The organism is Photorhabdus sp. RM96S, assembly GCF_042879335.1.
Taxonomy (GTDB): Bacteria; Pseudomonadota; Gammaproteobacteria; order Enterobacterales; family Enterobacteriaceae; genus Photorhabdus; species Photorhabdus kayaii.
This window is the reverse complement of the sequence record NZ_JBHFKT010000025.1, coordinates 64,838-79,331: the sequence shown is the minus strand read 5'-3', so window position 1 is coordinate 79,331 and position 14,494 is coordinate 64,838. Positions and strand designations below refer to the sequence as shown.

Below are 14,494 nucleotides of genomic sequence, written 5' to 3'. Positions count from 1 at the left end.
AGGGTCTGGTTCGGATTCATGGGCGAGTATTAAAAAGAAAAATAAGGAGAATGAGATCATATAATTACGGTTCATTCAAGGGGGGGGTAAAAAAGTATGCTCGCGCCCTGGATCAACTTCTACCTTTATTTTTAACTACGGTTAAAAAGGGGGAAAGAATATGGCTACTCTTGAACAGATTTTAGAAGATCTAAACGAACTTGATTTCATACAAGCACAAGACAATGTTGAAGTTATGCGGAATGAGGAAGGCTGTTTCGTTCATGTTCGAATGATCGCTTATGATGATTTGGTCTAATTATAAATAGGGGGGATTTGATTCGACAGTATCCCCTCTTTTTTTCAAAGGGGGTATAGTGTGATACACCTCATTGGTATTAACGAGGTTTACAGAAATCTAGCTGTTCTTAGTGCATTAAAATCAAAAACGGCTCCCAAAACGTCTGAAGAATTGGAGCTTGGATTTCATAGTTTTTTAAAGGGCTATCAACCCAACGTTCCGCGGTTAGAGAGTGTAGGAACTCAGATAGTCGAGGATCCTGAAATGGAAGACAAGCTGGTAGAGCTTTATCGAACAGACGCTTTGTTAAATGATAGAGATCAATCGTCTCTGATTGGCGATAGTCTAAAAGACGATGTTCGTAAGCAACGACTGGAGTTTTTGTTAGCTGCATTAGAAGAATTGAAGCTAAGGATGCCACAGATATACGCTGTATTTCAGATGGCGATAGATAGTTTATTTCTGAGAGACTCAAAGAATTCAGGGGGCGGTTCCACCTCGAATGCTGTGGGTGTGATTTGGATCAACAGCCGTAAACACTGGCACGTACAAGATCTCACGGAATTATTGGTCCATGAACTTACTCATAATTTAGTTTTTATAGACGAACTCCGATATTTGCACTTCCATGACTACAAGCTTCTCCAGAATGAAGCCAATTTTGCAAAATCAGCAATACTCAACATTAAGCGCCCTATCGATAAAGTCTTTCATAGTATCGTCGTAGCTGTAGAAGTTCTTTTGGTGAGACGAAACTATCTCGGAGAACCAGAAAAATGCCACGTTCATCCGCCATCGGATAAGATGCTTATACAGGCGCTGGAAGCATTAAATTCTTTGGCCGATCTTCCTAATTATAAGGATTTAATCACGGAAAGAGGCCAGTCAATTATGCAGAAGTGTCAGGGGTATCTTGATCTGATGGTAGGACGAGAGAAGAAGCTTGCATAATGGTTGAAATAAAAGGCTCTATGGAAGCATTTCCGCTTTTGTACCATTCGAGAATGCTTGCTGATGAACATCGTTTGAACTGCTTCAAAACTGCAATCGATAGGATTGTTCAAGAGGATTCTCATGTAGTTGATTTGGGGGGAGGAACTGGAGTTCTAACTCAGATGTTAGCTCAGAAAACTAATGGATTAGTTACTTATATAGACATGTTGGAAGCTAGTAGTATTGTTGCTCAAATACTCAATAGGGGCTTAAGAAAAAATATCCAGTACATTAGCAAAAAATCTTTTGATGTCCAGTTGAAGAATCCGCCGGATGTTCTTGTGACAGAAACCTTGGGTTATTTTGGAATCGACGAGGGTATTGTTGAGCTCTGCCACGATTTTTGTACTAGACACTCAAGTATCAAAGTGCTGATTCCTTCTAAAGTGAGTCTTAAATATCAATTTATACACTTGCCTGAACTGAACGCTGATTTTGATCTTTTATTGAGTAGTTACGCCTCTCGATTTGGTCCTGTCCCGGCAGAACTAGTGTCCGGGTTTGAATGTTTATTCTGCAATTTAATTAGAAAAAAATTATCAAATCAGATGGAGTGGAAGTCTGCTCTGAACCAAAACTTATTCGCCGATTTAATCTTGGACTGGATAAGAGCTCAGATATAGAGTATTCCGTCGAATGCAAGGCGTCTCAACGTGCAAATGCTATCCATTTTTATTTTGAGGCTGAGCTTGCAGACGGAGTTAAGTTAAGTAATTACGTATTCGAACCTAAGACGCATTGGCTTCACAGTTATGCAGGAATTCCCAGAGGAATTTCCAGTGGACAATTGAAGTTTGTATCTACTGAAAGAAAAATAAGATTAAGATGGAAGTAAAAAAGTCGGCTATTGAATTTTTAATTAATAAAGCATTTGCTTTTGCTTTGCTTTTTCTTATTGTCCAACAGTTGATTGTGGCTTCCTCTACTTATTGGATAGCGGGGCTGGCAAAACAGGTAAGTGCTAATGAGAATTTTACTCTGTATCTTGTCCTTTTTATACTTTCTCTTACACTCGTCTATATTCCTTCTAGCTTAGCTGCGGTTTTTCTTGAGAAGTCTAAGTTTCTTGCACTTGAAAAATATGTAGAAAGGTTTCGTCTTAATTTCTGGAATCGGGCTTCTATTCGAACGAGTAAAGAGTTTAAAGACTATCATTTGCCCTATGTGTCCTCAGAAGGGTTTCTGGTTTTTAATGAAAGTTCCAAATTTATCTTTGATTGGGCCTCTGTTGTTCTAAATGTTTCATTGAATGTACTTGCTCTTTCTCTTGTCCTTGATACGTCGATTGCATGGTCCTACCTTGTTGGTCTTGCCTTTGTTTCGAGCGTCATTTTTTTCTTTAGAAAAAGAATTCATGTAAAGGGCGCAGAAGCACAATCTGCCAGAACAGCCCTTCAACGTGTTTTATCTTTGGCGTGGGACAATTTCCTATTGGGCAATAAATACAACCAGTCTCTTTATCAAAGTGAACTGAAAGTCCGACAGAGTTTGGCTTTAGGAACAGCCGTCCGTAGCCAATACTGGAATAATCTTGCTTCAGCGTTGGGAATGCTACTAATGATGGCACCGGTACTTGTCTGGACAAGTGTTCTCTTCTTGGAAAATATGGACAATCCTTCTGTTCTCACGGTTCTAGTTGCAACCTTACCTCGCCAGGTTCTTATTCTTCAGCACGCGTATGTCGTGATTTTCTATTCTACGAGTTGGTCGGCATTGAGTGCGAGGCTCAAGGGGCTAGGACAGGCTGCAGAAACTCCAAAGACATCGCAGAATTTGGAGGAACGAATCCAATGGAATCGTTTGAAATACGAAACTCATGGCACTTTGCCAGACTTGGCAAGTTTAAAAGAACTTATTATTAAGCCAGTCCCGTCGTCTGGCCGAATCACAATTAGGGGGCCGAATGGAGTGGGTAAGTCTACTTTTCTTTGCTGGCTCAAGGAGCAATTGGGTGAATCGGCTTATTACCTTCCGGCACATCATGAACTTGTTTTTGAAAAAACTAATGAAAGGAATCTGTCGACTGGGCAGGAACTGCGGGAATTTCTTAAGGAAATCTCTGTTAAAGCAGTGGATAAGATAGAGATCCTGATGTTAGATGAGTGGGATGCTAATTTAGATCTTCAATCTCGTCAGGTATTCAGCAAGCTTATCGATAAGCTAAGTGAGTCTTTGCTGATTGTGGAGGTTCGCCACAACGTGTAAGCGACTCTTTGGGAGTACCCTTTTTATCGACGGTGAGGGTATCGAACTGCTGCTTTATCACTGAGTCAGGGCTTGCCTCAGATTTTGTTACCACTGAACACTCCTGTATCCTTGCCTGTTTCAGCCATATACCCGTTATCTTTCAAGTTGCCTCTTTGTTGGCTGCACTCGCTCACCCCAGTCACATAGTTATCTATGCTCCCGGGGATTCTCTCCCTTGCCGTCGCGATCCATCTTGAAATCTATAGGGTATATGTTGTCTCCGGTGTTATTACATTAACTGGACAATGAAGATGCACAGTGCTGTGTATTTATCCAGTTATGGGCAGTATATTACAAACAAGGGGACAGGGTATATGTTTTGATGCAGATTTGATGTAGAGAAAGATTGGGCAATGTACCTCAGTACTTATTCACAGGAATGATGTGAAATATTTACTATTTCTCTTTTCTTTAATTACATTGTTAGATTATTAATATAATCATTGAATTCATATGTTATGAAATAAACAACTGCGCAATAATTAAAGTCATTATTTATATTTTGTTTTTATACAATGATGTGCTTTATTAAACAGAATAATGAGTTAATGGTAAATAAATTTTTAGGATTTACCATGATAATACAGTCTAATATGGTGTAATCAATTATTTTGTAGGCTGAATATAATGATATTAAAATAATAATATATTTGTTTATGGATATTTATCATCGGTTTTATTACATGGGTAAAATAATCTATCAGTTAGTTTTACGTAATTCACAAATAACGATTATATTAGCCAGGAGTATTGAAAATACTTATTTATGATTATGGTGATATGTCTTCATTAGCCTATTTTATAGCTAGAAAAATTGACATTATCAATCTATGTATAAATGGTAACCAATATGCAGAGAACTCAAAGAGTTGTTATTACAGGTATGGGCGCCGTAACACCAATTGGTGAAGATATTGAATCATGTTGGCAAAGTATTATCGAGAAACAACATCAATTTCGCAGAATTGAATTTCCTAACTCATTCATTAATTCACGTTTCTTTTCTTTCCTTGCACCCAATCCATCACGTTATCAGTTATTACCAAAAAAGTTGACTCATATGCTTTCTGACTGCGGAAAAATGGCGTTGAAAGCGACTTATCAAGCTTTTACCCAAGCATTTGGCGTGAACGTATCACCTGTTGAATATTACGATAAATACGAATGTGGGATCATACTTGGCAGTGGCTGGGGAGCTGTCGATAATGCCGGAGATCATGCCTGCCAGTATAAGAAAGTTAAATTAGCTCATCCCATGAGTAATCTTATCACCATGCCAAGTTCCATGACGGCGGCGTGTTCGATCATGTATGGACTACGTGGTTATCAGAATACCATTATGGCTGCTTGCGCAACGGGTACAATGGCGATAGGTGATGCCTTTGAAATTATTCGCTCAGGGCGGGCAAAATGTATGATTGCCGGGGCTGCTGAATCACTTATTCGAGAATGTAATATTTGGAGTATTGATGTACTGAATGCATTGTCGAAAGAGCAAACGGACCCCAATCTCGCATGCTGCCCATTTAGTCTTGATCGCTCTGGATTTGTATTGGCCGAAGGAGCGGCGGTGGTTTGTCTGGAAGATTATGATTCGGCCGTCGCGCGTGGGGCAACGATTCTGGCCGAAATCAAAGGTTACGCTCAATATTCAGACGCCGCTAATTTAACCCGGCCGACAGAAGATATTGAACCTAAAATATTATCGATAACCAAAGCCATCGAGCAGGCGCAGATTTCGCTGGAAGATATTGACTATATTAATGCTCATGGTACTTCGACACCGTTAAATGATCTTTATGAAACTCAGGCAATTAAAGCAGCACTAGGCCAATATGCTTATCAGGTACCTATATCAAGCACAAAATCTTATACCGGTCATCTGATTGCTGCCGCCGGTAGTTTCGAAACTATTGTCTGTGTAAAGGCATTAACTGAAAATTGCTTGCCAGCAACATTGAATTTACATCGGGCTGATCCAGATTGCGACCTTAATTATTTACCTAATCAACATTGCTACACCGTTCAACCAGAAGTGGTGCTTAATATCAGTGCAGGTTTTGGGGGACATAATGCTGCGTTGGTTATCTCTAAGGTAAGGTAACTGATATGTTGATTTTTGAAATGGAAGATATTGAACATTGGTCGAATTTCTCTGGGGATTTTAATCCTATCCATTATTCGGAGAAAAGTGAATTTTTGCACAATATGCAGCAGTACCCGGTGCAGGGAATGTTGAGTCTGCTTTATGTCAGGCAACAGTTATCTCAATTAACTTCCGCTTTTACATCTGGAATACTGAATATTGATACGTCATTCCGTCAATATGTTTATACTGGATTACCACATCAGTTGAGAATTGATACTAAAAGCAAAACGTTTAAATTGGAAAATCCGTGCGGAAAAAGTGCGTTATCCGGCAATACCAGTGTAGAAAATACAACGGAGTCAATTGAAAATTGGATTGTTCAAGATAACTGCCCAAAATTGACGATAACAAGGAAAGGAGTTTGTGAAAAATATGCTGTCTTTAGACATTATTTCCCCAGTGTCACATCTATTGGATGGTTTCTGGATGCGCTTGCTTTTCATCTTGTTATTAATTCGACAAGTTTTCTTGATTTTGAACACTACCATTTTAACCATTTACAGGATTATCTGAATCGATCTTTTACTTTGCATACCGGACAAGCGATTAAGATCAGGGAGGACATTGTTAATAGTACGATATTACTATCTTCTCCGGATGTTTGTGTTGAATTAAATCCTCCTTTATTGATTAAGAATGGCCCTAAAGATTATATCCGTATTTTTTATTATCGATGTTTATATGATAAAAACCCTATTTTTGTATCAAAGATTTCAATTATCTCTAAGATGAAATAAAAGGAAAGCGAAATGCCAACACAAAGTGATATCTTTACTGCAATAAAAAATAGAATATTAATGATGAAGGATATAGAAGAGGAAGAGATAACACCAGAATCTTATTTTGCTTCACTTAAATTTGACAGCCTTGACTATGTGGAAATTCAAGTGTTTGTATTGGAAACGTATGGCATTATGCTTAAAGCTGAACTTTTTTCAGATCATTCTATTTCAACATTAGATGATCTCACTGGTTATGTAAAATCAAAACTGTAAGCTGAATTTTGATTTAATACTGTTTTTTCACCACTAATATGAAGAGGTTATAATGAACATTCTAGAGCAAGGTAAGGTTGCTGCTTTATATTCAGCATATTCAGAAACAGAAGGTTCTTCGTGGGTTGGAAATTTGTGCTGTTTCTCAATTGATCGAGAACATTTACCTATTATCGTGAATGGGCGTCGTTTCTTGATTGAATTTGTTATTCCAGATCATTTACTTGATAAAACTGTTAAACCAAGAATATTCGATTTGGATATCAATAAACAGTTTTTACTGCGCCGTGACCATCGTGAGATAAATATTTATCTTTTAGGTGAAGGCAATTTTATGGATAGGACGACGACAGACAGAAAATTATTCGAATTAAATGAAGATGGTTCACTATTTATTAAGACGTTACGCCATGCGCTTGGTAAATATGTTTCTATCAATCCTTCAACCACGCAATTTATCTTTTTTGCACAAGGGAAATACAGCGAATTTATCATGAACGCCTTGAAGGAATTTGAAGACGATTTATCAAAACGTTATCGTGTCAGAATTATTCCTGAATTGCAAGGGCCATATTATGGCTTTGAACTTGATATTATTTCTATTACAGCTTAATTCACAATATTATGGAGAATGTTATGGAAAAGAAAATAACAACATTTACCATTGAAAAAACTGATGATAGTTTTTATGCTAATGGGCGTCATCAATGTATGGTGAAAATCTCTGTACTTAAACAAGAATATAGGAATGGTGATTGGGTAAAATTAGCATTGAGTGATGCTGAAAAAAGATCGATTCAGGTAGCAGCATTAAGTGATAGCCTTATATATGATCAATTAAAAATGCCTTCAAGTTGGACAACGACAGAGACAAGAAATAGATATGATCTTGGGTTATTAAATGGTGTTTATCGTATTGATGCTTCTATTGATGAGCCGGCAGTAGATCATGCGGGAGATTGCTGTACAAATGAAAGCTATCAGAACAGTGTGAAGAGTGTTCCTGAATATATCTATCGTTATGTTAGTAGTAGTAGAACAAGTACAGAGTATCTAATGGCAAAAATAACCTTCGAAGATACGGATGGGAAACGCACACTAACAACGAATATGTCGGTTGGTGATGAAATTTTTGACAGCAAGATCTTATTGAAAGCCATTGCTCCTTATGCAATTAATACAAATCAATTGCATGAGAGTATTAATACATTGTTTGATAAAACAGAAGAGCCAACCAAATCGGATACCCATCATCAAACAATTAACCTTTATCGCTGGACATTGCCATATCATTTGAGGATTCTTGAAGGAAATAACGAGACTGTTAATAGAATATATGCCCTTGGTAAGGACTCATCAAATGATAGATTCCTGACAAGAGGAAGGGTATTTAAACGAGGTACTTCATATGTGAGTGCACGTGATAATGTGAGTGGAGGATGTGTTATGGACCATTCTTATACCGTAACTATTCCAGACACGCAGCTTGCTGCTGAAGTGCTCCATGTGACAGGATGTTCATGGACGAGTGGTTATTATGATGGATATCATGATGTTACAATCATTGATAACTACGGTTGCCAGCATAAATTTAGAATATCCTCGGTTAATATCGGACGTTCGTTAAGTATCGCAAGAATAAGCTAATTATTGAATAACGTTTTTATCTATTGCTGGTAATCACATGTGTGTTTACCAGCAATTAAGATATTCCATTATTGAAATAGGAATATAGCGATATATGTTATTGTACATAAATGAATGGTTAAATGGATATTTTTTTCTGTGTTCTTAATTAATCAAACAGGAAATTTAAAATGAAAATTAATGATATATATTCCAATGCTTTTAATTTTGGATCTTATATTAACACTGGTGTTGATCCCAGAACAGGTCAATATAGCGCAAATATCAATATTATCACGTTAAGACCAAATAATGTCGGTAATGTTGAACAGGTACTTAACTTATCATTCTCGCCATTAACAACGTTAAATAATGGGTTTGGTATTGGCTGGAGATTTTCATTAACAACATTGGATGTAAAAACACTCACATTTAGCCGGGCAAATGGGGAGCAATTTAAATGTAAGCCATTGCCACCTAATAATAATGACATTAGCTTTAAAGATAAAAAATTAAAAGATTTACGCGTATATAAACTCGATAGTAACACTTTCTATGTTTATAATAAGAATGGTATTATAGAAACACTTAAACGAATTGGATCGAGTGACATTGCAAAAACGGTTGCATTTGAATTTCCAGATGGTGAAGCATTTGATTTAATTTATAATTCAAGGTTTGCATTATCCGAAATAAAATACCGTGTGACGGGTAAAACTTATCTTAAACTCAATTACTCTGGAAATAATTGTACATCAGTCGAATACCCTGATGATAATAATATCTCTGCGAAAATCGCATTCGATTATCGCAATGATTATCTCATTACTGTGACTGTACCTTATGATGCTTCTGGTCCTATTGATTCTGTCAGATTTAAGATGACCTATCAGACATTAAAAGGAATATTTCCGGTTATTAGCGCTTTTCGTACACCAACAGGTTATGTTGAGCTGGTGAGTTATAAGGAGAATGGACATAAAGTGACGGACACGGAATCTATTCCTTATGCTGCTGCACTGACTATTCAACCTGGTAATGGGCAGCCTGCGATCAGCAAATCCTATGAATATAGTTCAGTACATAATTTCTTGGGCTATTCTTCTGGCCGGACAAGCTTTGATTCCAGTCAAGATAATTTGTATCTGGTTACAGGGAAATATACCTATTCATCCATTGAACGTGTTTTAAACGGTCAAAATGTTATTTCAGTAACAGAAAGGGTGTTTGATAAATTTCATTTAATGACCAAAGAAGCAAAAACACAAGATAATAAGAGGATCACAACAGAAATTACTTACAATGAAGATCCGTCAAAAAGCTTTTCCGAACAACCAGAAAATTTACAACAACCCTCTCATGTGTTAACGCGTTACACAGACTTACAGACCAATACTTCACGAGAAGAGAGCGTTAATATTAAAAGTGATGATTGGGGAAATACTCTACTTATTACTGAGACCAGTGGGATACAGAAAGAATACGTTTATTATCCGGTGAATGGTGAAGGTAATAATTGTCCTGCCGATCCATTGGGTTTTTCCCGGTTTTTAAAATCAGTGACGCAAAAAGGATCACCTGATGCTGCTCAAAGTGTCGCAAATAGAGTAACTTACTACACGTATCAAAAACTGCCCACTTTTACCGGCGCTTATGTTAAGGAATATGTCAGTAAAGCTTCAGAAACGATAGACAGTAAAATAGTGAGGACCTTTAACTATGTTAATTCACCGGCAAACAAATCTCATGGTTCATTAGCAAAAATAACGTCGGTGATGAATAACCAGCAAACGGTTACCACGTTTAAATATGAATATTCAGATAGTGAGATGATCACAAATTCTACGGTGACGGGTTTTGATGGTGCACATATGGAATCGAAAAATGTGACCTCCATTTATACACATCGGCAACTCCGTAAAGTTGATGTAAACCATGTCATTACGGACCAGTCTTATGATCTTTCCGGCAGAATTATAGGACAAATTATTGACCCCGGCACGACAAAAGAAATTAAACGTAATTATGTTTATCAATATCCCGGTGGTGACGAAAATGATTTTTGGCCGGTGATGATAGAAATTGATTCTCAAGGCATCAGACGTAAAACCCATTACGATGGAATGGGGCGTATTTGTTCGATTGAAGAACAAGATGATGATGGTATTTGGGGCACATCGAGGATTTATCAAGGCACATATCGAAAAGTTCTTGCCAGACAATATGATGTTTTGGGGCAATTGGTCAAAGAGATTTCAAATGATTGGTTATGGGATTTATCTGCTAATCCTTTGACTCGCTTGACGACTCCTTTGGTTACAACGAAAACCTATCAATATGATGGTTGGGGAAATCGTTACAGTACTGAGTATAGTGATGGTCGGATAGAGCTGGAAATCCATGACCCTATTACGAGGACAATTACTCAAGGGGTCAAAGGGTTGGGAATGTTAACTATTCAGCAAAATAACTTTGAGCAGCCTGCTTCAATTAAAGTTGTGTATCCTGATGGTGCGATATATAGCACTCGTACCTATCGTTATGATGGATTTGGTCGTACGGTGACTGAAACAGATGCGGAAGGTTACGCTACCCAAATTGAGTACGATCTATTTGATCGTATAGTGAAAAAAACGTTGCCAGACAGAACAATATTAGAATCTGCTTATGCAAGCTTTAGCCATGAAGAATTAATTTCTGCACTGAATGTGAATGGAACACAATTGGGTTTATTAGCTTATGATGGTCTTGGGCGGGTAATCAGCGATACGGTGGGTGGTCGCAAAACGGAATATTTATATGGATCTCAAGGTGACAAACCTATTCAGTCTGTCACGCCTGCGCATAATAAACAAAACATCGATTATCTTTACTCTCTCGGCAGTGTGATGTCCAAATTTACCACAGAGATAAGCCAACAAAACTTTCATTACCATCCGAAAACGGGGGCATTATTATCTGCGACAGAAGGCGTATCCCAGAGCAATTACAGTTATTTTCCATCGGGTGTATTACAGCACGAATCATTTTCGCGGGATAATAAACCGATTTCATCGGGCGATTACCGTTATACGATGTCTGGTTTAATTCAACGTCATAAAGATAGTTTTGCTCATGATCATGTTTATAGCTACGATGCCCAAGGAAGATTAGTTAAAACAGAACAGAGTTCGCAATACGCTACATTTGAATATGACAATGTTGGACGGCTAATAACAACGACGACAAAAGACACAACGTCATTATCCCAATTAGTCACAAAAATTGAATACGATGCTTTTGATCGAGAGATAAAACGCTCGCTAATTAGTGACTTCTCAATACAAGTCATTACCTTAAGCTATACAAAGAATAATCAAATCAGTCAACGTATCACCTCCGTCGATGGAGTGGTTATAAAAAATGAACGTTATCAATATGATAGTAATCAGCGCTTAAGCCAGTACCAATGCGAGGGAGAACAATCTCCGGTTGATCATACTGGTCGAGTGTTAAATCAGCAAATTTACCATTATGACCAATGGGGTAATATCAAACGGCTTGATAATACATATCAAGATGGTAAAGAAACAGTGGATTATCATTTCAGTCAAGCCGATCCAACCCAACTTATTCGTATTACCAGTGATAAACAGCAAATAGAGTTAAGCTATGATGCTAACGGTAATCTAACACGCGACGAAAAAGGGCAAACGCTCATTTACGATCAGAATAATCGCCTGATACAGGTCAAAGACCGGCTGGGTAATCTGGTGTGCAACTACCAGTATGATGCATTGAACAAATTAACCGCACAAGTTTTAGCGAATGGTACGGTTAATCGTCAACATTATGCTTCAGGTAACGTGGCGAATGTTCAATTGGGTGATGAAGCGATTACTTGGCTGAATAGTGATAAACAACGGCTTGGTCATCAGAGCACCAAGAATGGTCAGTCAGTCTACTATCAATATGGCACTGACCATAATAGTACGGTTATAGCCAGTCAGAACGAAAACGAGTTGATGGCTTTATCCTACACACCTTATGGCTTTAGGAGTTTAATTTCTTCATTACCGGGTTTGAATGGAGCGCAGGTCGATCCAGTAACAGGCTGGTATTTCTTAGGTAACGGATATCGTGTTTTCAATCCGGTGCTCATGAGATTTCATAGTCCCGACAGTTGGAGCCCCTTTGGTCGGGGAGGGGTTAATCCCTACACTTATTGCCAGGGCGATCCCATAAACCGGATTGATCTGAACGGTCATCTTAGTGCTGGCGGGATATTAGGCATTGTGCTAGGGGCAATTGGTGTCATTGTTGGGATTGTGTCTCTGGGGGCTGGCGCGGCAATTAGTGCGGGTCTCATTGCCGCGGGGGGAGCTCTGGGGGCGATTGCTTCTACCAGTACACTTGCAGTTACTGCGACCGTCATTGGATTGGCTGCCGATACGATAGGGATTGCGTCAGCGGCATTATCAGAAAAAGATCCGAAAACATCTGGGATATTAAATTGGATTAGTGCAGGGTTGGGGGTTTTAAGCTTTGGCATCAGTGCAATAACCTTTACCTCTTCGCTGATAAAATCGGCACGGAATGGTTCTCAGGTAGCCAGCACGGGTGTTATCGGGTCAGTACCTATTGAATTTGGTGAAATTGCCAGCCGTTCTAGCCGACGCTGGGATATCGCTTTATCCACGGTGTCATTGAGTGCTAATGCTGTGGCGCTCTCTACCGGAATAGCAGCTTCTGCTGTTGCAGATAACAATGCGAATGCCGCTAATATCTTGGGATGGATCTCTGTAGGTTTTGGGGCTGTATCAACAACGGCGGGGCTAATTAATCTTGCGCGTACAGCTTATGCAGTGAATCATCATACTTGGGAACTCAGCTCATCGGCAGGCACTTCTGAAGGAAGCGAAGCCTATACGTTGTCTCGTTTTGCACAATTGGAGCCAGAAGCGATAAATGTTCATCCCTCTATTCGAGCCGTTGAAGTGAACCAAGCATTTCGAAATAGTACCGGAAATCTATTTAGCCAATCGTCCATTGAAACCCGTAATGTGTTACGAGGCCGTTTGACCATATAAAGATTCTGGGAGGTGATTGTTAAATCTCAGGAAAAATAACTAGGGGGCGACGTCTGTGTCGCCTTTTATGAGAAGTCGATCGTTGCGTAATCGAGCTAAAATTCCAAAAGGTTTTTAAGGTATTAATCTGGCGTATTCTTGTTGTCCGATTTCCTGTTTATTTCCATATGGGAATAATCTTACTGTATATTATTTTAATGTTGATATCAGTGCTGATAATAATTTTTCAGTAGGTTAATGTTTTGCACTTACCCTAAATAAATTTCGGTATTTTCTTATTTTTGCTAGCAGTGTGATGAATGTGAAGTAATTTTGATCGTGGAATATTAGCGGTAATCCACTTATGGCATTATACTGTAAAAAAGAGATAATAAACAAGGTTGGGGCTATTGAGCCAGGAAAATCCATTAAAAGATGAGGCACAATGATGACTAATATTTATGTAAACAAATATGCTCCAAATGGTATCGTGATGAAATTCCCATTAGCACCCGATAGAAAGATAGAGAAATGGAATGCGGAGAATTTGAATTTTCGCATTTGTACTCCAGGATTTATATGGTTAGATGGCCAGAATATTTCAGAATTTCGCAACTTATTTTGTTATCCAAATATTTCAAATCTTTATCTTGCATTCACGTTTAAAGCACAGTTTTTCACTCCCCGAAATTTTACGGCAGAAATGTCCAGGGAGCAGCCAACTCAAGATTGGTTTTTCAATAATGGGGAATATGTTGAGAACGGTTTTGATAATTTTGGTATATATTCCGATGATACAGGAGCTGGAGAGTACAGCATAAATTTAATTGAACCCTGTTGTTATATTATAAAAGAGGGTGAATTGAGTTATAGTGGTAAAGATTCTATATTTCCAAATCTATCTTTTTTTGTAAAAAATAAAGTGAGTTCAAATTTTTTAGCCAATTTAATTTCTACAGATTTTCAAGTCATTATTAATTAGTGAATGGCTTAGTTGTATATACCCAATGGATTTCAAGATACATCGCGGCGGCAAGGGAGCGAATCCCCGGGAGCATAGATAACGATGTGACCGGGATGAGTGAGTGCAGCCAACAAAGAGGCAACTTGAAAGATAACGGGTATAAATGATACCAAGAGGGTTGGTAAGTGTTTT

General features: G+C 38.3%; 12 protein-coding genes. All 12 read left to right on the top strand.

The window, feature by feature from the left end:
• Positions 1-160: 160 nt before the first annotated feature.
• Positions 161-298 (top strand): hypothetical protein, encoded by a 138-nt coding sequence (locus tag ACGF49_RS15895; protein ID WP_011146464.1) that lies wholly within the window; start codon positions 161-163, stop codon positions 296-298.
• A gap of 60 nt (positions 299-358) precedes the next feature.
• Positions 359-1,231: an aKG-HExxH-type peptide beta-hydroxylase gene (locus ACGF49_RS15890; RefSeq protein WP_387491810.1), complete on the top strand. Its 873-nt coding sequence runs from the start codon at positions 359-361 to the stop codon at positions 1,229-1,231.
• Positions 1,231-1,896 carry a hypothetical protein gene (locus ACGF49_RS15885; protein WP_387491808.1) on the top strand — a complete coding sequence of 222 codons (666 nt, stop codon included), beginning with the start codon at positions 1,231-1,233 and terminating at the stop codon, positions 1,894-1,896. The genes ACGF49_RS15890 and ACGF49_RS15885 overlap by 1 nt, the downstream gene beginning before the upstream one ends.
• A 202-nt stretch (positions 1,897-2,098) precedes the next feature.
• Positions 2,099-3,478 carry an ABC transporter ATP-binding protein gene (locus tag ACGF49_RS15880; RefSeq protein ID WP_011146467.1) on the top strand — a complete coding sequence of 460 codons (1,380 nt, stop codon included), beginning with the start codon at positions 2,099-2,101 and terminating at the stop codon, positions 3,476-3,478.
• 892 nt (positions 3,479-4,370) lie between these two features.
• Positions 4,371-5,624 carry a beta-ketoacyl-[acyl-carrier-protein] synthase family protein gene (locus ACGF49_RS15875; protein ID WP_262978092.1) on the top strand — a complete coding sequence of 418 codons (1,254 nt, stop codon included), beginning with the start codon at positions 4,371-4,373 and terminating at the stop codon, positions 5,622-5,624.
• 5 nt (positions 5,625-5,629) lie between these two features.
• The gene (locus ACGF49_RS15870) at positions 5,630-6,406 is read left to right on the top strand and encodes a hypothetical protein (protein WP_228902237.1); all 777 of its coding nucleotides are present in this window, start codon (positions 5,630-5,632) and stop codon (positions 6,404-6,406) included.
• Between the two features lie 12 nt (positions 6,407-6,418).
• The gene (locus ACGF49_RS15865) at positions 6,419-6,664 is read left to right on the top strand and encodes an acyl carrier protein (RefSeq protein WP_113040580.1); all 246 of its coding nucleotides are present in this window, start codon (positions 6,419-6,421) and stop codon (positions 6,662-6,664) included.
• A gap of 52 nt (positions 6,665-6,716) precedes the next feature.
• Entirely contained in the window at positions 6,717-7,277 is a 561-nt protein-coding gene (locus ACGF49_RS15860; RefSeq protein ID WP_113040579.1) for a hypothetical protein, read from the top strand.
• 23 nt (positions 7,278-7,300) lie between these two features.
• A complete protein-coding gene (locus tag ACGF49_RS15855) occupies positions 7,301-8,311 on the top strand; it encodes a hypothetical protein (RefSeq protein WP_271865822.1) in 1,011 nt (336 codons plus the stop codon).
• A 170-nt stretch (positions 8,312-8,481) separates the two neighbouring features.
• Positions 8,482-13,359: an RHS repeat domain-containing protein gene (locus ACGF49_RS15850; protein ID WP_113040577.1), complete on the top strand. Its 4,878-nt coding sequence runs from the start codon at positions 8,482-8,484 to the stop codon at positions 13,357-13,359.
• 424 nt (positions 13,360-13,783) lie between these two features.
• Entirely contained in the window at positions 13,784-14,320 is a 537-nt protein-coding gene (locus ACGF49_RS15845; RefSeq protein ID WP_113049487.1) for a hypothetical protein, read from the top strand.
• The gene (locus ACGF49_RS15840) at positions 14,320-14,469 is read left to right on the top strand and encodes a hypothetical protein (protein ID WP_158536448.1); all 150 of its coding nucleotides are present in this window, start codon (positions 14,320-14,322) and stop codon (positions 14,467-14,469) included. Before ACGF49_RS15845 ends, ACGF49_RS15840 begins: the two co-directional genes overlap by 1 nt.
• Positions 14,470-14,494 lie beyond the last annotated feature (25 nt).

Bases quoted from the DNA above. Each gene is read 5' to 3' on its own strand.
- ACGF49_RS15895 (WP_011146464.1), top strand. From the start codon at position 161: ATGGCTACTCTTGAACAGATTTTAGAAGATCTAAACGAACTTGATTTC.
- ACGF49_RS15885 (WP_387491808.1), top strand. From the start codon at position 1,231: ATGGTTGAAATAAAAGGCTCTATGGAAGCATTTCCGCTTTTGTACCAT.
- ACGF49_RS15880 (WP_011146467.1), top strand. From the start codon at position 2,099: ATGGAAGTAAAAAAGTCGGCTATTGAATTTTTAATTAATAAAGCATTT.
- ACGF49_RS15875 (WP_262978092.1), top strand. From the start codon at position 4,371: ATGCAGAGAACTCAAAGAGTTGTTATTACAGGTATGGGCGCCGTAACA.
- ACGF49_RS15870 (WP_228902237.1), top strand. From the start codon at position 5,630: ATGTTGATTTTTGAAATGGAAGATATTGAACATTGGTCGAATTTCTCT.
- ACGF49_RS15865 (WP_113040580.1), top strand. From the start codon at position 6,419: ATGCCAACACAAAGTGATATCTTTACTGCAATAAAAAATAGAATATTA.
- ACGF49_RS15860 (WP_113040579.1), top strand. From the start codon at position 6,717: ATGAACATTCTAGAGCAAGGTAAGGTTGCTGCTTTATATTCAGCATAT.
- ACGF49_RS15855 (WP_271865822.1), top strand. From the start codon at position 7,301: ATGGAAAAGAAAATAACAACATTTACCATTGAAAAAACTGATGATAGT.
- ACGF49_RS15850 (WP_113040577.1), top strand. From the start codon at position 8,482: ATGAAAATTAATGATATATATTCCAATGCTTTTAATTTTGGATCTTAT.
- ACGF49_RS15845 (WP_113049487.1), top strand. From the start codon at position 13,784: ATGATGACTAATATTTATGTAAACAAATATGCTCCAAATGGTATCGTG.